The 21,918-nt window shown below is 70.9% G+C and carries 19 protein-coding genes; 8 read left to right on the plus strand and 11 right to left on the minus strand.

Features of this window, described 5'->3' with window-relative positions; genetic code table 11:
* Positions 1-93: 93 nt before the first annotated feature.
* Genes ACFWXQ_RS10855 through ACFWXQ_RS10870 form a run of 4 tightly spaced genes read right to left on the minus strand, consistent with a single transcriptional unit; the run spans position 94 to position 5,295 of the window.
* The gene (locus tag ACFWXQ_RS10855) at positions 94-1,857 is read right to left on the minus strand and encodes an ATP-binding cassette domain-containing protein (protein WP_386267996.1); all 1,764 of its coding nucleotides are present in this window, start codon (positions 1,855-1,857) and stop codon (positions 94-96) included.
* Entirely contained in the window at positions 1,857-2,756 is a 900-nt protein-coding gene (locus ACFWXQ_RS10860; protein WP_383954930.1) for an ABC transporter permease, read from the minus strand. The genes ACFWXQ_RS10855 and ACFWXQ_RS10860 overlap by 1 nt, the downstream gene beginning before the upstream one ends.
* Complete coding sequence (locus ACFWXQ_RS10865) at positions 2,753-3,709, minus strand: ABC transporter permease (RefSeq protein WP_383954932.1); 957 nt, start codon at positions 3,707-3,709, stop codon at positions 2,753-2,755. The genes ACFWXQ_RS10860 and ACFWXQ_RS10865 overlap by 4 nt, the downstream gene beginning before the upstream one ends.
* A 2-nt stretch (positions 3,710-3,711) precedes the next feature.
* The gene (locus ACFWXQ_RS10870) at positions 3,712-5,295 is read right to left on the minus strand and encodes an ABC transporter substrate-binding protein (RefSeq protein WP_383954934.1); all 1,584 of its coding nucleotides are present in this window, start codon (positions 5,293-5,295) and stop codon (positions 3,712-3,714) included.
* 225 nt (positions 5,296-5,520) lie between these two features.
* Here ACFWXQ_RS10870 and ACFWXQ_RS10875 point away from each other — a divergent pair, with 225 nt between their 5' ends.
* Positions 5,521-7,293, plus strand: a complete 1,773-nt coding sequence (locus ACFWXQ_RS10875) for an ABC transporter ATP-binding protein (RefSeq protein WP_383954936.1) — start codon at positions 5,521-5,523, stop codon at positions 7,291-7,293.
* 122 nt (positions 7,294-7,415) lie between these two features.
* Here the strand turns inward: ACFWXQ_RS10875 and ACFWXQ_RS10880 are convergent, their stop codons facing one another.
* Complete coding sequence (locus ACFWXQ_RS10880; RefSeq protein WP_383954938.1) at positions 7,416-7,898, minus strand: VOC family protein; 483 nt, start codon at positions 7,896-7,898, stop codon at positions 7,416-7,418.
* A gap of 483 nt (positions 7,899-8,381) precedes the next feature.
* Here ACFWXQ_RS10880 and ACFWXQ_RS10885 point away from each other — a divergent pair, with 483 nt between their 5' ends.
* Positions 8,382-9,620 carry an epoxide hydrolase family protein gene (locus ACFWXQ_RS10885; protein WP_386268000.1) on the plus strand — a complete coding sequence of 413 codons (1,239 nt, stop codon included), beginning with the start codon at positions 8,382-8,384 and terminating at the stop codon, positions 9,618-9,620.
* Positions 9,617-10,417: a class I SAM-dependent methyltransferase gene (locus tag ACFWXQ_RS10890; protein ID WP_383950051.1), complete on the plus strand. Its 801-nt coding sequence runs from the start codon at positions 9,617-9,619 to the stop codon at positions 10,415-10,417. The genes ACFWXQ_RS10885 and ACFWXQ_RS10890 overlap by 4 nt, the downstream gene beginning before the upstream one ends.
* A 79-nt stretch (positions 10,418-10,496) precedes the next feature.
* Here ACFWXQ_RS10890 and ACFWXQ_RS10895 read toward each other — a convergent pair whose 3' ends face one another.
* A complete protein-coding gene (locus ACFWXQ_RS10895) occupies positions 10,497-11,813 on the minus strand; it encodes a DUF6777 domain-containing protein (RefSeq protein ID WP_383950054.1) in 1,317 nt (438 codons plus the stop codon).
* Between the two features lie 164 nt (positions 11,814-11,977).
* Here ACFWXQ_RS10895 and ACFWXQ_RS10900 point away from each other — a divergent pair, with 164 nt between their 5' ends.
* The gene (locus ACFWXQ_RS10900) at positions 11,978-13,255 is read left to right on the plus strand and encodes a streptophobe family protein (RefSeq protein WP_383950056.1); all 1,278 of its coding nucleotides are present in this window, start codon (positions 11,978-11,980) and stop codon (positions 13,253-13,255) included.
* Positions 13,256-13,285: 30 nt separating this feature from the next.
* The gene (locus ACFWXQ_RS10905) at positions 13,286-13,933 is read left to right on the plus strand and encodes a class I SAM-dependent methyltransferase (RefSeq protein WP_386268003.1); all 648 of its coding nucleotides are present in this window, start codon (positions 13,286-13,288) and stop codon (positions 13,931-13,933) included.
* Between the two features lie 109 nt (positions 13,934-14,042).
* Here the strand turns inward: ACFWXQ_RS10905 and ACFWXQ_RS10910 are convergent, their stop codons facing one another.
* The 4 genes from ACFWXQ_RS10910 to ACFWXQ_RS10925 all read right to left on the minus strand — a co-directional run bounded on the left by ACFWXQ_RS10910 (position 14,043) and on the right by ACFWXQ_RS10925 (position 18,610).
* Positions 14,043-15,044 (minus strand): serine/threonine-protein kinase, encoded by a 1,002-nt coding sequence (locus tag ACFWXQ_RS10910; protein ID WP_383950062.1) that lies wholly within the window; start codon positions 15,042-15,044, stop codon positions 14,043-14,045.
* The gene (locus ACFWXQ_RS10915; protein ID WP_383950065.1) at positions 15,044-15,754 is read right to left on the minus strand and encodes a hypothetical protein; all 711 of its coding nucleotides are present in this window, start codon (positions 15,752-15,754) and stop codon (positions 15,044-15,046) included. Before ACFWXQ_RS10915 ends, ACFWXQ_RS10910 begins: the two co-directional genes overlap by 1 nt.
* Before the next feature lie 19 nt (positions 15,755-15,773).
* Positions 15,774-18,110 carry an FHA domain-containing protein gene (locus ACFWXQ_RS10920; RefSeq protein WP_383950068.1) on the minus strand — a complete coding sequence of 779 codons (2,337 nt, stop codon included), beginning with the start codon at positions 18,108-18,110 and terminating at the stop codon, positions 15,774-15,776.
* Between the two features lie 89 nt (positions 18,111-18,199).
* Positions 18,200-18,610: a hypothetical protein gene (locus ACFWXQ_RS10925; protein ID WP_143633933.1), complete on the minus strand. Its 411-nt coding sequence runs from the start codon at positions 18,608-18,610 to the stop codon at positions 18,200-18,202.
* Positions 18,611-19,037: 427 nt separating this feature from the next.
* Between ACFWXQ_RS10925 and ACFWXQ_RS10930 the strand changes: the two genes are divergently transcribed.
* A complete protein-coding gene (locus ACFWXQ_RS10930) occupies positions 19,038-19,421 on the plus strand; it encodes a nuclear transport factor 2 family protein (RefSeq protein ID WP_383950071.1) in 384 nt (127 codons plus the stop codon).
* 93 nt (positions 19,422-19,514) lie between these two features.
* Positions 19,515-19,802: a DUF1905 domain-containing protein gene (locus ACFWXQ_RS10935; RefSeq protein ID WP_383950074.1), complete on the plus strand. Its 288-nt coding sequence runs from the start codon at positions 19,515-19,517 to the stop codon at positions 19,800-19,802.
* A gap of 49 nt (positions 19,803-19,851) precedes the next feature.
* Here the strand turns inward: ACFWXQ_RS10935 and mgrA are convergent, their stop codons facing one another.
* Entirely contained in the window at positions 19,852-20,856 is a 1,005-nt protein-coding gene (gene mgrA, locus ACFWXQ_RS10940; protein ID WP_383950077.1) for an L-glyceraldehyde 3-phosphate reductase, read from the minus strand.
* Positions 20,857-20,969: 113 nt separating this feature from the next.
* On the opposite strand from mgrA, the gene ACFWXQ_RS10945 reads away from it, so the two are divergent.
* A complete protein-coding gene (locus ACFWXQ_RS10945; protein WP_383950080.1) occupies positions 20,970-21,881 on the plus strand; it encodes a LysR family transcriptional regulator in 912 nt (303 codons plus the stop codon).
* Positions 21,882-21,918 lie beyond the last annotated feature (37 nt).

The raw sequence follows: 21,918 nt of genomic DNA on the forward strand, positions 1-21,918 counted from the left end.
AACCCGCCCCCCAACAAAAAACCCCCCCCCGGGGGGGGGGGGGCGCCCCCCCCCAAGGACGGGAATGGGTAGGGGCGGCGGGGGCGAAAATCCCTACCCCACCCCCTCCCACCGCCGAACCCGATGCCCATCCCCCCGGTCGATCCAGGGATCGTCCGGCTCCGCGGCGTCAGCCCAGTCCTCGACCCCGTCGACAACGGACCCCACCCCCGGCAAAGGCTCAAGCACGGCAGCCATCAGCTGCCGCGTATACGGATGCCCGGGCGCGGAGAACACCGCATCCGTAGGCCCCTCCTCCACCACAACCCCGTGCCGCAGCACAACAACCCGATCGGCAAGCCCCCGCACGACCGCCAGGTCGTGACTGATGAACAGACAGGCCAACTCCCGCTCCCGCCGCAGATCATCGAGCAGCCGCAGCACATCGGCCTGCACGGACACGTCCAACGCCGTCGTGATCTCGTCCGCGATCAGCACATCCGGCTCACCCGCAAGCGCCCGCGCGATCCCGATCCGCTGCCGCTGCCCGCCGGAGAGCTGCGCGGGCAACCGCTCGGCGAGAGCAGGCTCGAGACGCACGTCGGAGATGAGCTGCCGAGCCCGGTCGACGGCCTCCGCCCGGGAACCCACCGTGCCGAAGAACCGCAACGGCCGACGAACGGCATCACCCACCGAACGACGCGGATTGAGCGACGTATCGGCGTTCTGGAACACGAGCTGAACCCGCCGCCGGAGCGCCAACGGCCGCTTCCCGGCGGGCCGGGCGAGGTCACCCGACTCACGGCCGCCCGACTCACGGTCACCGGACTCGTGATCGCCGGCGCCGTCGCCGCCCGACTCATGAGTCATCGTGCCGCCGGACGGCGTCCGCAACCCCGCGAGAGCCCAGGCCAGCGTGGACTTGCCACTGCCCGACTCCCCCACCAGCGCGAGGACTTCACCGCGCCGGACATCGAAGGAGACACCGTCCACGGCACGAGCGGACCCGTAGTCGATCGTGACGTCCCGCGCGGACACGGCGACGGGAGCATCGCCGGACACGACGGCCCTCGGCCGCACCTCCCGCTCCCCCGCCACCCCCACGAGCGCGAGCCCCTCGTCGTCGAGCCGCGGCACACTCGCCAACAGCCGCCTGGTGTACGGGTCTTGGGGCGCCGCGAACAGCCGACCGGTAGGCGCGGCTTCCACAACCCGGCCGGACCGCAACACCGTCACCTCGTCGGCCATGTGCGCGACGACGCCGAGGTCGTGGCTCACCAACACAGCGGCGAGGCCGAGTTCGTCGCGAAGCGCTCCGATGAGGTCGAGGACCCCGCGCTGGGTGATGACGTCGAGCCCGGTCGTCGGCTCGTCGAGGACGAGGACCTTCGGACGGGCGGCGATCGCCATGGCGATGGCGACGCGCTGCTGCTGACCGCCGGAGAGCTCGTGCGGGTAGCGGCGGGCGAGTTCGGCGGGGCGGGGCAGCCGGACCTGTTCGAGGAGGTCCACGACGGGGACGTCGCCGCCCGCCTCCGCGATCTGCCGTCCGATCCGCATGGAAGGGGTGAGCGCGTGCCCCGCGTTCTGCGCGACCATCGCGACGGTCCGGCCCCGCAGGCGCCTCAACTCCCGTGCGGGCAGGGCGAACACGTCGGCTCCGCCAACGCACACGGAGCCGCCCGTCACGCGCGACCCGTGCCGCAGATGCCCCAGCAGCGTCGCCGCGACGGTCGACTTGCCACTGCCGGACTCGCCGACCAGCGCGTGGGTCTGCCCGGGCAGCACGTCGAGGGACACTTCACGCACCACGGGCACATCGCGCCCGCCCGAACGGTAGGCCACGGACAGTCCGTCCACCGACACGATCGCGGTCATCACGACCCCTCCCTGATCCGGTCGACGCCCCACGCCTTGGAGAGGCCGTCGGCCGCGAGATTGAGCCCCACCACGAGTGTGGCCAGGGCGATGATCGGTGCGAGGCTCGCCATCGGGACGACGGTGATGGCGGTGCGGTTCTCGGCGACCATCAGGCCCCAGTCAGGGGTGGGCGGATCGGCGCCGAAGCCGAGGAAGGACAGCGAGGAGATCAGCAGCACGACCCACGAGGCCCGCATCGCGAACTCGACGCACACCACGTCGGTGATGTTCGGCAGGATCTCTCGCCGCAGGATCGCCCAGGTGGACTCACCCCTGGCCCGCGCCGCGGTCACATAGTCCGCGGGCACGACCGCCAGCGCCGCGCCACGCACGACACGTACGACCTGGGGGACGTACACGACGGCGATCGCCAGGACGATGACCGAGGGCCCGGTGCCGAGAGCCGTGACGATGACCAGCAGCGCCAGGACCGACGGGACGGACAGCACCGCGTCCAGGACCCTGCCAAGCACGTCGTCGAACCAGCCGCCGCGCAGGGCTGCCGCACATCCCACGACCGTGCCGATCAGCAGCGTCACGAGGGTGGCTGCGACGGAGACCCCGAGGGCGTAGCGGCCGCCGTACAGGACGCGGGCCAGGACGTCGCGGCCGTACTGGTCGGTGCCCGCCCAGTGTTCCCCGCTCGGTCCGAGCAGCGCCTGGTCGGCGTTGTTGGCGATGGGGTCGTAGGAGGTCAACACCGGTGCGAGGAGCGCGATCAGGACGTGCACGGCGACGATCGCGAGGCCGATCGTGGCCGCCCGCGAGGAGCGCACCGTGCGCCAGGCGCGGGCCACGGCGGAGGGTGGTGCGACGGGGACGGCTGGTGCCGGCGCCGGGGTGTCGAGGGTGGTCATCGGGTCCTCCCGCGCGTACGGAGCTTGGGGTTGAGGGCCATGGCGCCCAGGTCGGCGGCGAGGTTGCAGATGACGTACACGACCGCGCTGATCAGTGCGATGGCCTGGATGACGGGCAGGTCCCGGTTCTGCACGGAGGCGAGCATCAGCTTGCCGATGCCGGGGTAGTTGAAGACGTTCTCGACGACCGCGACCCCGCCGGCCAGCCAGGCGACGTTCAGTGCGATGACGTGCAGCGTCGGGAGCAGGGCGCTGGGCAGTGCGTGCCGGGTGACGACCCGCCAGGTCGACAGGCCCTTGAGGCGGGCCGTGGTGACGTACTCGCTCGCCATGACGTCGATGACGGACGTGCGGGCCATCCGGACGATGTACGCGGCCATGACGACGGCGAGCGCGAGGGCGGGAAGCCAGACGGCGGGCATGAGTTGGCCGACGCTCGCCTCGGGGCCGTACAGGACGACCGCCGGGAACCACGGCAGTGCGACCGAGAAGCAGAGCACCAGGACGGTGGCGACGACGAACTCGGGGACGCTCATCCCGATCAGGCTGACCGTGGAGATGAGGTGGTCCGGCCAGCGGTCGCGGTACAGGCCCGCGAGGATGCCGAGGACGATCGAGCCGGTGACGGCGAAGAGGACGGTCACCAGGGCGATGAGCGCGGAGTTGCCGAGGTACAGGCCGACTTCGCCGCCGACCGCCTTGCCGGACACGAGGGAGAGGCCGAAGTCGCCGTGCAGGGCGCCGCCGATCCAGTCGGTGTACCGCTCCCAGGCGGGCTGGTCGAGTTTCAGTTTCTCGCGGAGGGCGGAGACGGCGTCCGGGGTCGCGTCCTTGCCGAGGACCTGGGTGGCGACATCGCCAGGCAGCGCCTGCACCGCGAGGAAGACGAGAACGGAGGAGAGGAACAGCGTGCCGATGGCGGCGCCCGCTCTGCGGGCTATGAAGGAGAACATGCTCAGGCCCCCTTCAGACCGATGCCGAGGTAGTCGAACTCGAAGCCGTGCTCGGCGTATCCGCGTACCTTGCGCGAGATGCCGACGAGCCGGTCGGCGAACATCGGGGTCATCGCGCCGCCCTTCTCGATGACGAAGGTCTGCGCCTCGCCGTACAGTTCGCGCCGCCGCTCGTCGTCGGTCTCCTGCCGGGCCCGGTCGAGCAGCGCGTCGAACGCCTTGTCCGACCAGGCGGTCTCGTTGTACGAGGAACCGCTGCGGAAGACCTGGGTGAAGAGCTGGTCTACGGGTCTGCCGGTGTACCAGTAGGTGGCCATGAGCGGCTTCTTCATCCAGATCTGCGTGTAGTACGAGTCCGCCGAGGCCGTCTTCACCCGGATCCGGATCCCGGCGCGCCGCGCCGAGTCCTGGTAGGCGAGGGCCATGGGCGTGAAGACCGGGTCGTAGGAGGACGTGTAGAGGTCGACGGTGAGGCCCTCGTGGCCCGCCTTCTTCAGCAGGTGCCGGGCCTGTTCCGGGTCGTGCTTCGGGTGGGCGGTGATGTGGGCGGGGTCGCTCGGCGGTACCGGGTTGTCCCAGCCGGCCGTGCCCGCGCCCTGCAGGGCGACCTTCACGACGTGCTCGGGGTCGTAGGCGAGTTTCATCGCCTGCCGGACGCGTACGTCGGTGAAGGGCTTCTCCGTGGTCAGCATCGGCAGCACGTACCACTGGGCGTTCTCGACGCGGGCGATCGTGGCGCGGTCGGAGGCTGCGACGACGCGGGCGGTCGCGAAGTCCAGGTTGGTCTGCGAGAGGAGGTCGACCTGCCCGGCGAGCAGGGCGTTCGAGCGGGCCGACATATCGGCGACGGAGTAGAAGTCGATGGCGTCCAGGACCGGGCGCCCGCCCCAGTGGTCCTCGTACGCAATGATCCGCCCCGGGCCCGCGGGCGTGAACGACTCCAGTTTGAAGGGGCCGGTGCCGACGCCCGTGCGGCCGATGCCTCGGGCACTGCCGTCGGGGATGACATAGCAGTTGTAGTGCGTGAGGAGGCTCGGGAACTCCGCGTTGGGGGTCTTCAGCGGCACGACGAGCGTGCGGGCATCGGGAGTTCGCAGCTTCTTTGTGTCGATGAGCGGGGCGAGGACCGCCGCCTGCGGGGACGCGGTCTCCTTGGTGAGGATGTGGCGCAGCGTGTACGCGGCGTCGGCGGAGGTGAGTTTCCTGCCGTCGTGGAAGGTGACGCCCGCGCGGATGCGGAAGGTCCAGGTGCGGGCCTTGGCGTCCGGTTCCCATGACTCGGCGAGGTCGGGGACCAGGTCGCCGTTCGCGCCGACGCGGACCAGGCGGTTGTAGAGGGCGCCCAGATACTCGTACGCGGACAGGGCGCTCGCCGGGTCGAGGGTCTCGGCGTCGGAGGCGGGCGGCCGGGCGATGCGGAGGGTGCCGCCGCGGTCAGGGGTGCCCGCCTTCGCGTCCGTGGGCAGCACGGGGGCGGCCGAGGCCCCCGTACAGCCGGTGAGCAGCCAGGACGCACCGAGCGACGCGGCGCCCGCCGTGGCCGCGGCGAGGACGGAGCGCCGTCCCGGGTGGTGGATGTCGGGCATGGACCGACCGTCCTTCTCGCTATTCGTTCAGCGGAACGATTGAGTGAAGTGCGTGAACGATAACCAGGCGACGGCTCCGCGCCAACCCTCGGAACCCGGAAATTAACCGGGGAAACCGAGCCGTTACGCGGCCTGAGGAAGCCCCGACCCGCCGGGTGTAGGTGATCGCGACAGGGGAAGAAAGCGCTTGCCACATCCGCCACTCCCTGGGGAGGGAAGGCCACCATGGCCTCGTGGGAGAAACCGCTCGACCACCGTTATCGGGGCGAGCACCCCGTCCGTACCCTCGTCTACCTGTTCCGCGCCGACCGCTGGAAGGTCGCCGCCGCGTTCGCCGTCTTCACGGTCAAACACAGTCCGATCTGGCTGCTGCCGCTGGTCACGGCGTCCATCATCGACACCGTCGTCCAGCACGGACCGATCGGCCGGCTGTGGCTGAGCGCGGGATTCATCCTCTTCATCCTGCTGATCAACATGCCCCTGCACCTGCTCTACGTGCGGCTGCTGTACGGCAGTGTGCGCCGCATGGGCACGGCCCTCAGATCCTCCCTGTGCACACGCATGCAGCAGCTCTCCATCGGCTACCACTCACGCGTCAGTGCGGGCGTCCTCCAGGCGAAGGTCGTGCGGGACGTGGAGACGGTCGAGCAGATGGTGCAGCAGACAGCCGAGACCGGGCTCGGCGCGGTCACCGTGCTCGCGGGCGGGCTCATCATCATCGCCATCCGCACCCCCGAGTTCGTGCCCGTCTTCCTGCTCGTGGTCCCCGTGGCGGCACTGCTCGTCGCGCGGCTGCGGACCCGGCTGCGCACGCACAACGAGGACTTCCGCCACGAGGTCGAGCACTTGTCCTCACGGGTGACCGAGATGACCCGGCTGATCCCGGTCACCCGCGCCCACGGTCTGGAGGGCAAGGCCCTGCGGCGCATGGACGGCACGCTGCGGAAGGTGCTCAACTCCGGACTGCGCCTGGACCTGCTCAACGGGCGCTTCGCCTCGCTGGCCTGGGTGTTCCTGAACGTGATCGGGGTGCTCTTCCTGACCGCGGCGGCGCTGGTCTCGTACTACGGCGTCTGGGGCGTCTCCCCCGGTGACGTCGTCATGCTCAGCGCGTTCCTCACGACGCTGACGAACTCCACGACCACCCTGGCGGGGCTCGCGCCGGTCATCACCAAGGGCCTGGAGTCCGTACGGTCCGTCGGCGAGGTCCTCCAGGCACCCGAACTGGAGGACAACGAGGGCAAGTCGCGGATCGACTCGCTGCGCGGTGCCGTGGAGTTCGAGGGCGTGGGTTATGCGTACGAGGATGCCGGCCGCCCTGCCGTACGGGACTTCGGCCTCTCCGTCGCGCCGGGCGAGACCATCGCGTTGGTCGGTGCTTCAGGAGCCGGGAAGTCCACGGTGCTCAGTCTCGTCATCGGGTTCATCCGGCCGACCTCGGGCCGGGTGCTGCTGGACGGCGCCGACATGAACACGCTGGACCTGCGGACGTACCGGCGCTTCGTGTCGGTCGTACCGCAGGAGTCGATCCTGTTCGACGGAACCGTGCGGGAGAACGTCGCGTACGGCATGGACGACGCGGACGCCGACGAGGCGACCGTGCGTGCGGCGCTGCGGGACGCCAACGCGCTGGAGTTCGTCGACCGGCTGCCGCGCGGGCTCGACACCGTGGTGGGCGAACACGGGGCGCGGCTCTCGGGCGGACAACGGCAGCGGCTGGCCATCGCGCGGGCCCTCATCCGCAATCCGCGGGTACTGATTCTGGACGAGGCCACCTCCGCGCTGGACACACAATCGGAGGCGCTCGTGCAGCAGGCACTGGCGCGGCTCATGCGCGGGCGCACCACCTTCGTGGTGGCGCACCGGCTGTCCACGATCCGGGGTGCGGACCGGATCGTGGTGATGGGGGACGGTGCCGTACGGGAGATCGGGTCGCACGAGGAGTTGCTGCGGCGCGGGGGTGCGTACACCGCACTGCACAGCGGCCAGCTCACCTGAGCCGGTGGGGCACGAAGACTCACCTGAGCCGGTGGGCGCGAGACCCCGCCCGGACCGGTGGGGCACAAGGCCTCACCAGGGTCCGCTGAGGCACGAGGTGGCCGGCCGCCTTGCCGGTCACCTCACTCGCCCGCGTAGGCCTTCTCCAGTTCGGCGACGTCGATCTTGTGCATCTTGAGCATCGCCTGCATGGCCCGGTCCGCCTTCTGCTGGTCCGGGTCGCTGATCATCTCGACCAGCCTGGTGGGGGTGACCTGCCAGGAGACGCCGAACTTGTCCTTCAGCCAGCCGCAGGGGCCCTCCTCGCCGCCGCCCTCGGTCAGCGTCTTCCAGTAGTGGTCCACCTCGGCCTGGTCGTCACAGCGGATCTCGAAGGAGATGGCCTCGTTGAACTTGAACTGCGGGCCGCCGTTGAGGGCGTAGAACTTCTGGCCGTTGGCCTCGAACTCGACGGTCAGTACGGAACCGGGCTCGCCGTGCCCCACCTCGCTGTAGCGGAGGATCGTGCCGATGCGGGAGTTCTTGAAGACCGAGACGTAGAAGTTCGCGGCCTCCTCGGCCTGGCCGTCGAACCAGAGGCATGTGGTGAATCCGTCGGTGGTCATGAGTACCTCCTGGGCGGGAACGCTCGCTGTCACTTCTGTAGACGGATCCTCGTGCGAAAACTCATCGGTGGCCCGGAGACCCGGTCCGGGCGGGTGACGCCGGGGGCCTGCGGCCCGGCCGTCGCGCCGCTCGCCACGGCGGCCTGGGCGGAGGCCTGAGCGGCTGCCGGAGCGGCTGCGCCGACCGGGCGGACGACCTCGGCCGTGGCGAGGGCGGGGCCGTCCGGGAGGGCATGGTCGACGCGTCCCTAGGAAGCCGCCGAGCGTTCGTAGGCCGCGGCCGGGCCGCCGGACGGCGCAGGCGGCCCTGGCGTGTGAAACCCAGGGTGAGGGTGGCACGCGAAGGGCGGGCGGCAGGCCCGCTCGGCGCCCCCGGCGCCCCCGGCGCCCCCGGTGGCCTGCCCTCGTGGCCGCCCGACCGGCCGGTGACCACGGCTTTTATTCACGCGACCGGGCGTCGATGCCGAACTAGCATGGCCCGCCATGACCTCCCCGCACGACGCCACGATCCGGCCTTTCGTCCTAGACATCCCCCAGTCCGACCTCGACGATCTGCACGCACGTCTCGATCTCACCCGCTGGCCGGACGAACTGCCGGGTGTGGCCTGGGAGTACGGGGTTCCGCGCGACTATCTGATGGAGCTCGTGCGGTACTGGCGGCACACGTACGACTGGCGGGCGGCCGAGGCGCGGCTCAACGAGTGGCCGCAGTTCACGACGACGATCGACGGAACGAACGTCCACTTCGCGCACATCCGCTCACCCGAACCGGATGCGACGCCGCTGATCATCACCCACGGCTGGCCGGGCTCGATCGTGGAGTTCCTCGATGTGGTCGGGCCGCTGACCGATCCGCGGGCCCACGGCGGCGACCCGGCCGACGCGTTCCACGTGGTGCTGCCGAGCATTCCGGGGTTCGGTCTGTCGGGGCCCACGCGGGACACGGGCTGGGAGCTGAGGCGGGTCGGCGCCGCGTTCGCCGAGCTGATGGACCGGCTCGGCTACCGGCGCTTCGGCGCGCAGGGCGGCGACTGGGGAGCGGGGATCTCCCGCGAGCTCGGCCGGGCCTTCCCCGACCGGGTGATCGGCGTCCATCTGAACCTCCTGCCGGGCGCCCACGCGAGCGCTGAGCCGACCCCCGAGGAGCTGGCGGCGCTGAGCCCGCGGGAGCGTGAGAACACGCTCGCCTCGTGGCGGCGCAACGAGGAGTGGACCCGCGAGCGACTGGGGTACGCCGCCGTGCAGATGACCCGGCCGCAGACCCTCTCCTACGGGCTCACCGACTCGCCCGTCGGCCAACTCGCCTGGATCGTCGAGAAGTTCAAGGAGTGGACGGACTCGCGCGAGCGCCCCGAGGACGCCGTGGACCGGGACCAGCTCCTCACGAACGTGATGCTGTACTGGCTGACCGGGACGGCGGGTTCGTCCGCGCGGATCTACTACGAGCGGGCGCACGCGGACGGTTGGGGCGCACCCGTGCAGCCGTCGACGGCTCCCACCGGGCTCGCCGTCTTCCCCCGGGACAACTTCATCCCGCTGCGGCATGTCGCGGACCGCACGGAGAACATCGTGCGGTGGACGGAGTTCGACCGGGGCGGGCACTTCGCGGCGATGGAGGAGCCGGAGCTGCTCATCGGCGATGTCCGGGCGTTCTTCCGTGGGCTGCGGCAGGACCGAAGTGACGGCGGAGAGCGGAGCGTTCGGGTCGGCGGTGCCGCATGACCCGTTCGCTGCGTGGCATCTTCGACGAGGACGCCGAGCTGTACGACCGGGCACGGCCCTCCTATCCGCCCGCCCTGGTCCAGGCGTTGGCCACCCGCGTGGGCCTCGACATGGACAGCCGGGTCCTCGAATTCGGCCCCGGTACCGGCCAATTGACGGTCCCGATCGCCGAGTTGGGCTGTCACGTCACCGCCGTGGAACTGGGTCCGTCGATGGCGGCGGTGGCGCGACGCAATCTGCGGGCCTTCCCACGGGCGCGCGTCGAGGTGGCCGAGTTCGAGCAATGGCCGCTGCCCCGGGAGCCGTTCGACCTGATGGTGGCCGCGACGTCGTTCCACTGGCTCGACCCCGCGACGCGACTCACCAAGGTGGCGGACGCGCTGCGCCCGGACGGGACGCTGGCCCTCGTCACCACGCACCATGTGGCGGGCGGCAGCCGCGACTTCTTCGTCGAGGTCCAGGACTGCTACGAGCGCTGGGATCCGGCCACGCCTCCCGGCCTACGGCAGTCGACGGACGCCGAAACAGCCACGGACACACGGGAGTTCGAGGTGCTCGGCCGGGTCGAGCCACTCCGCTTCCCACAGGAGATCACGTACACCACCCAGACGTACATCGACCTCCTGCTGACGTACTCGAACCACCGCGCGCTGGAACCGGCCGCGCGGAAGGGCCTGCTGGACGGCATCCGTGAGCTGATCGACACCCGCCACGGAGGCAGCGTCACGAAGCGTTACCTCCACGAGCTGATCCTGGTGCGGCGGGGCGAGGGCTCGCGGCGGGGCGGGGGCTACTGACCGACGCGTCGGCGCCCCCCACCTGGGCGCGGCCTTCGGCGCGGTGATCGGCGAGTAGTCCGCCGGAGCGGGCCGGCGCTCAGAGCTCCGGGGAGGTCGCGGCCGACTCCGGGGCGCTGTTGCTGGGGGCCGACTCCGTCGTGGTGTCGGCCGATTCCGAGTCGGAGGTCTCCGCCGACGGAGGCTCGGACGAGGGCGACTCGGTCTCCGGGGAGGGTGACGAGGGTGTCGCCGAGGACGTCTCCGGGCAGGGGCTCGAACCGTCGGGCGGCGCGGGCTCACCGGGAGGCACGGACACGCACGGCGAGGCGGAGCTCGGAGACAGCGAACTGTCGGACGGGGAGGGCCGGTCCGTCGGCGGATCCGTCTTCTGGTCCTTGTCCCCGGTGTCGCCCTTGTGCCGCTTGAACCAGTCGCCGCTGTCCGGGTCGTAGATCACGAAGACGTTGATGACCTGGGTCGCGGGCGCGACGACCACGACGTTCGACGGCCGGTACGACGGCCAGGAGTCGCCGGTCCGCTTGGGCGTGGACTTCAGCGCGACCGGCGGCGTCAGCGGGTTGCCGCACGCACACCGCACCCTCGGCACACCGCGGTCGTCGACGAGGACGGCGGTGCCGGCCTGCAGGACGGCCTGGTAGCTGGTGGCCTTGCCGTCGCGGTAGCCGTGGTTGGTTACGCGGGTGTCCATGCGCAGCTGTACGGGGGTGAGCGAGCGCAGATACGCGGGCACGCCGGAAGGCTGGAGGCCCAGGACCGAGGCGAATGCCTGGTTCTTGGCCGGGGCCTTCTGGAGCGCGGAGATCTGCTTCTCGACGTCGCAGCTGGCTGCCTTGCGCGTGCCGCCGTAGAGGCCGGGTGCCGAACCCTCCACACCGCGCGTCACGTTGCCGGACTCGGCGGTCTCCGTCGGCGAGGGCGTCACGGGCGGAGCGGAACTGTCCTCCGCGGTCGACTCGGTGAACGGGTCGGGGCCCGACTTGCCCGCGGCCTGGAGGAAGACCTCGCCGCCGCCCGCGCCCGAGGTGCCGCCGTCCGAACGGGTGAAGACGACGACAAGCGTGACAGCGACGACGATCGTGGCGGCGATGACGGCGACACGCGGGGCCGACTGCCACCAGGCCCGGTCGGGTCCCTTTCCGGGGCCCTGCCCCGGCTCGTCAGGACCGGACGGACCTCCGGGACCGCCTGGACCGTCACCGGAAGGACCCGAAGGACCTGAGGGACCCGACGGCCCGGAAGGACCGCCACCCGATCCGCCGCCCGAAGGACCCGACGGCCCCGAGGGGCCCTGGTCGCCCGGAGGCGGTGGCGTGGGGCTCGGTTGGGTCGGCCCCGACAAGGGGCCCGACGGAGGTCCTGTGGGGCGGCCGGACGACGGCGGTTCGACGCTCACGAGCTCTTCTTCCCGGCGTAGGGATCCCGAGGCACTTCTTACGTTTGGTGACGTTTTGCTACACAACGAGCCCATTGTGTGCTCCGGTCCCGTACCGCCCGCAAGCCGACGCGGTCGGCCCTCTCGGCGGGCGCGCCGCCGAAGGCCTGCTTAGCGTGGGCAGGGTGAGCCTCCAGACAGTCCCTGACCAGGCAGTGGCCCGCCACGGCTGGATCCACGCCCTGGTGACGGTCCTTGCGGGGCTGATCGCCATGATCGTGGTCGCCGCGCTCGGCCTGTGGGCCGCCGGGGCCGCCGATCTGCCGGACGGCGCGTTCCCCCGAGTCGTCGCGGCCACCGTGGTGGTGGCGGTCGGCGGCTCGATCGAGCTCACCGGAGACGCCGGAGCGATCGCCGAGACCAAGGCGGGGATGTCGGTCACGCCCCTGTCGGTGACCCTGGCCGGAGTCCTGGTCGTCGCCGCCGGATTCCTCCGGCCACTGCGGCACCGGGCCGTCGCGGGCGCCCCCGAACTGGCCGGCTGGGCGGCAAGGATCGCCGTCCTGTGGCTCCTCGCACTGACCGGTCTGGCGCTGTCGGCCCGCCAGACCTTCGCGATCTCGCTCGGGGAGGGCACGCTCTCCGACATCGGTGACCTCTTCGGGGCGTCCTCGCCACGGGTCGGATTCAAGGCGGACGTGCCCGTGACGCTGGCCTTCGGCCTGCTGTGGCTGGCGGGCGTCCTCGTCATCGCACTGCTCGTCTCGCCCAGGGCCCCGCTCCCGCCCCGCCTGCTGCGCTTCCAGGAGTCGGTACGGCCGGCCGCGTACGCCATGGTGGTGCTGCTGCTCGCCTTCGTGGCCCTGGGTGTCGTCATCGCGCTGGTGGTGGCGGTGACGCGCGGTCATGCGCCGGAGACGCTCGCCGTGGTCCTCCTCGGGCTGCCGAACCTCGTCTGGCTGGCCTTCACGATCGGTCTCGGCGCGTCCTGGGAGGGGCGCGTAGAGGGGCCGTTCGGGCTGCCGATGCCGCAGGTGCTGGACAGCGTGCTGCGGACGCCCGACATCTCGACCCTCAATCTGCGGACGCTCTCCGAGCAGGACGGCCGGGTGTGGTGGCTCGTGGTCGTCGACGCGGTGCTGCTGCTGGCCGTCGCGTTCCTGATGGCCAAACGCTCACCGGCCCGGACGCGGGCCTGGCAGCACGCCGTGCACATGGCGGTGGCGCTCGCCCTCACAGTCCTCACGGTCTGTCTCGTCGGCCGGATCGACGCGCACTACGGCCTGTCGCTGCTCGGGATCGGCGATGTCGGCGGCGGCCTGTCCGGCGAACTCTTCCTGCGGCCACAGCTGTGGGGGGCGATCGGCTTCGCCCTGCTCTGGGGCCTGGTCACGGGCTTCCTGGGCGCACTGCTCGCCTCTCGCGTACGCCACCACGGCGAGGTGGAGAACCCGAAGGCCTGATGTCAGTGGGGCGTACTACGGTACGCACCCATGATCGAACCAGACTTCCTGCGCACCACCCGAACGGCCTACGACGCCGTCGCCGGCCTCTATGCCGACCTCTTCGCCAACACCCTGGAGGACCATCCACTCGACCGGGCCATGCTCATCGCGTTCGCCGACCTCGTGCGGGCGGACGGCGGCGGTCCGGTCGCCGACCTCGGCTGCGGACCGGGCCATGTGACCGGGTTACTCCACTCATTCGGCCTGGACGCTTCGGGCATCGATCTGTCGCAGGAGATGATCGCGATCGCCCGGACCGCCCATCCGGAGCTGCGGTTCGAGGTGGGTTCGATGACCGCCCTGGACCTGGCGGACGGCAGCCTCGGCGGTGTTCTCGCCCGCTACTCGATCATCCACACCCCACCGGAGCAACTGCCGCCGGTATTCGCCGAGTTCCACCGGGTCCTCGCGCCCGGCGGCCGCCTGCTGCTCGCCTTCCAGGCCCACGACGACCCCTCGGAGCTCGCCGAGTCCTTCGACCACAAGGTGGCACTCGCCTACCACTGGTCCCCCGACCGCATCGCCGCCCTCCTGACCGAAACGGGCTTCACCGAGACGGCCCGCCTACGCCAAGTGGCCCCACCGGACGCCAAACGCGACTTCCCACAGGCTCACTTGCTCCTGAGCAAGGACTGAGTCCGTTGCCTTGCAAGTGGGCCCGCACAACAGCGCCCCGTAAGGGGCGCGGGGAACTGCGCGACCAGCCCAACTCAGCCCGCACAAACCCACCGTCCTCAGGCAAGCCTCACCGAGCCGAGCCAGGAAACACGGGCCGAGCCCACCCCGGCGGCTCGGGCGGCGGCCCAGGGTGCCGAGGGGCATCCGCAACCCGCAGGTCCACCTGTGTGGGGGCATGCCCACCCGCCACCACACCCGTCGCCGCCGTACGCAACGCAGTGACAAAGGCAAGACACGACTCGTACCGGTCATCAGGACTCTTGGCGAGCGCCTTCACCAGCACCCCGTCCACCGCCTCGGCGAGTTCGGGCCGCTGCGAGGTCAGCGTGGGCGGCTGATCGTACTGGTGGGCCCACAACAGCGCCATGTCGTCGTCCCGTTGGAAGGGCGGCCGGCCGGTCAGGGTCTCGTGGACCACGCAGGCAAGGCTGTAGACGTCACAGCGGCCGTCCACGGGACGGCCGGAGATCTGCTCGGGCGCCACGTAGTCGAGCGTCCCGACAAACTGGCCGACGGTCGTGAACCCGGTCAGGGACAGCGACTTCTTGGTGAGGCCGAAGTCGGTGAGGTAGACGTGCTCGGGATGGTCGCTGTCCGTGCCCGCCGCCACCAGGATGTTGCCCGGTTTGACGTCCCGGTGGACCAGGCCGTGGTCGTGGGCGGCATCGAGCGCGGACGCCACCTGGATGGCGATACGGGTGGCGTCCGCGATCGCCAACGGGCCCTCGCGGTCCAGGAGATGACGCAGGTCGCGACCGGCGACGTACCGCATGGCGATGTAGAGGACGCCGTCGGTCTCGCCCGCCTCGAAGACCGGCACGATGTGCGGGTGGTCGATCGCGGCGGCCACCCGTGACTCGTGCGTGAAGCGTTTGCGGAAGGTGTCGTTGCGGGCCAGTTCCGGGGCGAGCAGTTTCAGGGCGACCGTGCGGTCCAGGCGCAAGTCCTTGGCACGGTAGACGACGGCCATGCCGCCGCGGCCGACCTCGCGTTCGATCCGGTAGCCGGCGATCTGCTTGCCGATCAGGTCGGAGGGCCGCCCCGAGTACAGGCTCGTGTCGTGCGGCATCAGCCGTCACCGTCGCCCTTGACGAGCCGGGTGGGCGCGTGAGCGCTGTCCTCTCCGGGCTGGGGCGGTTCCGGACCCGTGGTGCCCACGACCTGCGTCGGTTCCGGCCCGATGCCCGGCACGACCTGAGTGGGCTCGGGGTCACTCGAAGCGGGCGGCTCGGGGCGGGCCGCCGCAGGCGGCTTGGAGCCCACCTCGTCGTGGGGCTCGGCTCCGGAGCCGCCCGGCGGTTCCGGTGTCGCGTACGTGCTCAGCCGGTTGCCGTCGCAGTACACCCACCGCTCGTGCTCGGCCTCGTACAGCCACACGGCCTCCCCGTCGACGACGATCCCGACCCGCATGCCCTGCGTACGGCCGTGGAAGTCCTCCCCGTCGAGGCGTCCGGCCGCCAGTTCCTCGACCGTCTGCCGGTAGCGGCCGACCGTCTCCTCGACGCGGGCGAGCAGGGGGCGCGGGTCGGCGGTACGGGCGAGGGGCTGTCCGGCGGCGGGCGGCTCCTGCGGTACGGCGAGCAGCAGGCGGCCGTCGACCCACGCGGACCAGCCGTTGGCGCACAGGACGTGCCCCCAGTCACCGCGCCGCTCGACGAGCCGGACCGGCAGGAGGGCGTCGAGCGGCACGGTGGGCCGGGTCGGGTCCGGGGCCTCCCAGGCGGGCAGGCCGTCCTGCGGGACCACGTGCGTGGGGCGGAAGTCCTCGGTCGTCGTCATCGCGCCTGCTTCCTGCGGGCTACTTCCGCATGACTTCGGGTTCGTGCCGCCTCAGCAGCCGGGCGACCAGATAGCCGAAGACGGCGGAGAGGACGACGAGCATGCCCATGTTGAGCAGCCACACGCCCACCGAGTGCTTGAACAGCGGGTCGGCGGTCAGGTCGCCCGGGACGAGCCGGGCCAGGCCGATGGTGCCCGCCATGGCGCCGAGCGCCCATCGGGACGGCACCAGCCAGGACAGCTGCTCGATGCCGGGGACGCCGTCGAGCTTCAGCAGCGCTCCGCAGAACACGACCTGGACGATGGCGAGGAGCACGAGCAGGGGCATCGTGACCTCCTCCTTGCGCACCAGGGCGGACACGAGGAGGCCGAGCATCATCGCGGTGAAGGAGAGCAGGGCGACGGCGACCGTGATCTCGACGAGTGGCGGCATGAGCACGCCCTCGCCGCCGGGCGCGTTCAGGTCGACGCCGAGCAGCGCCACCAGGGTCAGGACGACGGCCTGGAGGACGGTGATCGTGCCGAGGACGACGACCTTGGACATCAGGTACGCCGATCTGGACAGGCCGACGGCCCGTTCTCGCTGGTAGATCACCCGTTCCTTGACCAGTTCGCGCACGGCGTTGGCCGCGCCGGTGAGGACTCCGCCGACGCAGAGGATGAGCAGCGCGTTCATCGCCGTCTCCTGCGTCAGCTTGCTGCCGGACAGGGCCCGGGCCATGGCGCCCATGACGAACGGCAGGGCGATCATGATGGCGAGGAACGTCCGGTCCGCGCTCAGTGCCGCCGCGTACCGGCGCACGAGCGTGCCCAGCTGGGAGCCCCAGCTCTGCGCCTTGGGCGGGCGGGAAACCGTGCCCGGTGTCGGGGCGGCCTGGCCCATGTGCGGCTGGGCGGTGGAGTTGACGATGTACTGGCGGTGCTGGAGTGACGTCAGGTAGTCGCCTGCCCAGTCACGGTCACGGTCCCGCTCGAAGGCCTCGAACGCCTCCGGCCACTGTTCGTAGCCGAAGAAGGCGAGGGTCTCGTCGGGCGGCCCGTAGTAGGCGACCTTGCCGCCGGGCGCGAGTACCAGCAATCGGTCGCAGACGTCGAGGCTGAGGACGCTGTGGGTGACCACGATGACGGTCCGCCCGTCGTCGGCGAGGCCGCGCAGCATGTGCATCACGGAGCGGTCCATGCCGGGGTCGAGACCGGAGGTCGGCTCGTCGAGGAAGAGCAGCGAGGGCTTGGTGAGCAGTTCGAGGGCGACGCTGACGCGCTTGCGCTGGCCGCCGGAGAGGCTGTGGATGGGCTGCCCGACGCGCTGTTCCAGGCCCAGCTCGCGCACGACCTCGTCGACCCGGGCCCGGCGCTCGGCCTTCGCGGTGTCCTGCGGGAAGCGCAGCTGTGCGGCGTAGGTGAGGGCCCGTCGCACGGTCAGCTGGGCGTGCAGGATGTCGTCCTGCGGTACGAGGCCGATGCGCTGGCGCAGCTCGGCGTAGTCGCGGTAGAGGTCGCGGCCGTCGTACAGGACCGTGCCCCGGTCGGCGGGCCGCTGGCCGGTCAGGGCGTTGAGCAGCGTGGACTTTCCCGCGCCGCTTGGCCCGACCACGGCGAGCAGGCATTTCTCGCCGACGGGGAAGGAGACCCGGTCCAGGAGCGTCTTGCGGCCCTTGTCGACGGCGACCGACAGGTCCTGCACGTCGAGGGAGACCTCGCCGGTGTCGACGTACTCCTGCAGCTGATCGCCGACCAGGCAGAACGCCGAGTGGCCGATGCCGACGATGTCGCCCGCGTCGATGGCGGCCCGGGTGACGGGCTGCCCGTTGAGGAAGGTGCCGTTGTGGCTGCCCAGGTCGACGATCTCGTACGTGCCGTCCGGCAGGGCGCGCAGTTCCGCGTGCCGTCGGGACACGATCAGGTCGTCGACGACCAGGTCGTTGTCACCGCCGCGGCCGATGCGGACCATGCGGGCGGGCAGCGGGCGCACGGTCGTGGGCTGCCGGAAGGTGCCGGTCGCGGCGGGCAGGGAGACCGCGGAGGGGCGCTCGGGGGCGGGCGGAGGACGGTCGGCGAGCACGACGCTCGGGCCGTCGGCGGGGTTGCCGAAGCGGATGACGCTGCCGGGGCCGACGTCCCACTCGTGGACGCGGCGGCCGTCGGCGTACGTACCGTTCGTGCTGTTCTCGTCCCAGAGCGTCCAGTGATCGGCATTGGGCCGCAGGACCGCGTGGTGCCAGGAGACCCGGGCGTCGTCGATGACGATGTCGCTCAGCGGGTCGCGGCCGACGTGATAGTCGTGGTTCGGGGTCATCACCGTGGACCCCGTCTCGGTTTCGAGGACGAGTTCGGGCGCCGCTGAACGCTCTCCCATGCCTGAATTCTAGCTATTCGTCCACATGTGCGCCTGCCGCGTCCGGTCGGCGGGGCAACGCCCGAGCGGCTCCGCCGCGGGAGCGGGGATCAGGCGGCCGGCATGGACAGGAAGGGGAGGGTGCGCTGCATGCGCAGGGCGTCGACCGACTCCGCGAGCAGTTCGTACTCGGTGGTGTCGTCACTCGTGGCGATGCGGACCAGATGTCCCGCGGCCAGCTCCTCGGCGGCCAGCTCCTGCTGGAAGATGTCGCCGCACCACGCGCGCAGCACACCGGGCACGTCCGGGGCCGTGGCCGAGACGGGCATCATCGAGTTCGGGGGAAAGTACGGGGCGTCGGGGTTCGGATCGAGGCGCTCGGCCATCCATGACGCCCGGTCCCGTAACCACCACATGGCCAGCGCCAGGGTGGGCGCCCGGTAGGTGCCGAGCGGGACACCGACCCACATGCCTCCGCACACTCCGTACGCGGTGACATGGCAAAGGAATTCGTCGTGCACGATCGCTCCCCCATTGCATCCGCTTGCTGCCGGTCCGGCCTCTCTTTCCTGCGGCTCGCTGGTGGTGCACGATGGCGCTTTTCTTCGGTCGGTCCGCCGGGTGTGATCCACCGGCGGTTCCCGAGCCGTGCTCAGGGCTGTGAATAGCCCTAGCATTCAAGTATCGCCACTCCTGACACACTGTCACCATGCCATTCCAGCCAGTCTCCTGGCATATTCGCCGCGGTTACTGGCCGAAATGACACGGCCGTGGAGATCACGGTCCTCCGGATCATCACCCGAGAGGTCTCCGCGGGCATTACCCGAGGGGTAATCGACGGGTTCGGCGAGGCCCGGCATGGTTGCGGTACCGGATCCCGACAACGTCCGATCCGGGCCCTGACCAGTACGTTCGAGTACGTACGACCTCGATGGAGGCTGATCGCCCATGTCCGCGAACCAGGACCGCTACGCAACCGCCGTCGCCCGATACTTCGAGGCCTGGAACGCGGGCGGGGAGGAGGCCCTGACGAAGGCCGTGACCGCCGCCTGGACCGCGGACGGCACGTACACCGACCCGCTGACCGACGTCCGCGGGCACGACGGGATCGCCGCTGTGATCGCCGCGGCCCACGAGCAGTTCCCCGGATTCGAGTTCCGGCTCATCGGTGCCGTGGACGGGCACCACGACCTCGCCCGCTTCGGCTGGGAGCTGGTCGCCGTGGCGGACGGCTCGGCGCCGGTCGCCGGCTTCGACGTGATCACGCTGGGCGACGACGGGCGGATACGCAGCGTGCACGGATTCCTCGACCGGGTGCCCGCCGGGGCGTGACGCGGCTGCCGCGATGAGTTCTGCCGCGCCCGGTGGTCTCGTATAGGAGAGGCCATCGGGCCGGGAAAGACCAACGGGACAGCGGAGGGCATCATGAGCACGGACACCGAATTGGACCAGGAATTCACCGCGGAACTTCTGAAGAGTCCCGAGAAGGGCGGCTGGACCTATCTCGTCTGGCCGGAGTCCGTCGAATTCTTCGGCACGCGCGGCCTGGTCAAGGTCCGCGGGACGATCGACGGCCATCCCTTCCGGAGTTCGTTCATGGCCCTCGGCGACGGCACCCACAAGCTGCCCGTGAAGGCCGACGTCCGCAAGGCGATCGGCAAGGAGGCCGGGGACACGGTGACCGTGCGGCTGGAGGAACGCGTCACGGACTGACCCCCTCGCCCGCGGCTCGGGGGTCGGTCCGTCGGTCCGTACCTGGTACTCAGGCCTTGGACGCCTGCCGCACGATCTCGTCGATGCGGGCCAGCTCGTCCTCCGAGAACTCCAGGTTGCCCGTGGCCGCCACGCTGTCCTCCAGCTGCTGCGGGCTGCTCGCGCCGATCAGGGCGGAGGTGACCCGGCCGCCACGCAGTACCCAGGCCAGCGCCATCTGGGCCAGGGACTGGCCGCGGGACTTCGCGATGTCGGCCAGGGCGCGCAGGTTGCCGACGAGGTCGTCGGTCACCGTGTCGGCGCTCAGGAAGGGGCTGTCACTGGCGGCCCGCGAGCCCTCCGGGATGCCGTCGAGGTAGCGGCCGGTGAGCAGGCCCTGCTCCAGCGGCGAGTAGGCGATGGAGCCCACCTTCAGCTCGTCGAGGGTGTCCAGGAGCCCCTGCTCCTCGGGACGCCGGTCGAGCATCGAGTAGCGCGGCTGGTGGATGAGGAGCGGGGTGCCAAGATCGCCCAGGATGCGGGCGGCCTCGCGGGTCTGCTCCGGCGAGTAGTTGGAGACACCGACGTACAGCGCCTTGCCCTGCTGCACCGCCGAGTGCAGCGCGCCCATCGTCTCCTCCAGGGGAGTCTCCGGGTCGGGGCGGTGGGAGTAGAAGATGTCGACGTAGTCGAGGCCCATCCGGCCCAGGCTCTGGTCGAGCGAGGACAGCAGGTACTTGCGGGAGCCCCATTCGCCGTACGGGCCCGGCCACATCAGGTATCCGGCCTTGGTGGAGATGACCAGCTCGTCGCGGTACGGGCCGAAGTCCGCCTTGAGCGCCTCACCGAGGGCCGACTCGGCGGCGCCGGGCGGGGGCCCGTAGTTGTTCGCCAGGTCGAAGTGGCTGACGCCCAGGTCGAAGGCCCGGCGCAGGATCGCGCGCTGGGTGTCGACGGGCCGGTCGGGGCCGAAGTTGTGCCACAGGCCGAGGGAGAGCGCGGGAAGTTTCAGGCCGCTGCGTCCCGTGCGCCGGTAGGGCATGTCCGCGTAACGGTCGGTGTGTGCGGTGTACAACGCGTTCTCCAGAGGGGTCGGTACGGAGTGGACCGGTGTCCACTCTCGCCTGCCCGCTCGACAGCGGTCCAACAGGAGAATCGGATGGGATTCAGCGGATACGCTTCTCAATCATGGAATTGCGCCACCTGCAGCACTTCGTCGCGGTCGCCGAGGACCAGCACTTCACCCGGGCAGCGGAACGCCTGATGGTGTCCCAGTCGGGCCTGTCCGCGTCGATCCGCGCCCTGGAGCGGGAGCTGCGGGCCCCGCTGTTCGTCCGCACGACCCGCCGCGTCACGCTCACCGAGGCGGGCCGGGCCCTGCTGACCGAGGCCGAGCGGATCCTCGCACAGGTCCGCGCGGCCCAGGACGCCGTGGCCGCCGTACAGGGCGTCCTGCGCGGCACGCTCTCCCTGGGCACCGAGCAGTGCATCGCCGGGGTGCCGGTCGCGCAGCTGCTGGCCGCGTTCCGCAGACAGCATCCGGACGTGGAGATCCGGCTGCGGCAGGCCGGCTCGGGCGCGCTCGCCGAGGACGTCGCCGCGGGCCGCCTGGACCTGGCCTTCGCCGTGACGACCCGCGCCGACACGGAACAGCTCCGCTGTCTGCCCCTGACCAGCGAACCGATGACCGTGCTCTGCCATCCCTCGCACCGGCTGGCGACCGGCGGGCCCGTCACCCCGGACGAGCTCGGCGGCGAGCCCTTCGTCGACTTCCACCACGACTGGGGTCCGCGCCGCACCACCGACGCGGCCTTCGCGGCGGCGGGCGTGCACCGCACGGTCGCCCTGGAGGTCAACGACGTGCACAGCCTCCTCGACCTCGTGGAGGAGGGCCTCGGCATCGCCGTCGTACCGCGCCACTTCGCCCACAAGCGGCGCGCGCTGCCCGCACTCCCCCTCAAGGCCGACACCGAGACGCCGTACGAGACCGTGGCGATGCTGCCGCCCCCGGAGGCGACCAGTCCGGCCGCCCGGGCCCTGATGTCACTGCTCGAAACAGGGGGTCTGGCACCACCCCAGGAGGGGCTCCACCACTCCTGACCGGGCCCGGTCCCCCGCCGCAGACTCGTGCACATCG

The sequence above is a fragment of the Streptomyces sp. NPDC058697 genome, assembly GCF_042715345.1.
Classification (GTDB): Bacteria; Actinomycetota; Actinomycetes; order Streptomycetales; family Streptomycetaceae; genus Streptomyces; species Streptomyces liliifuscus.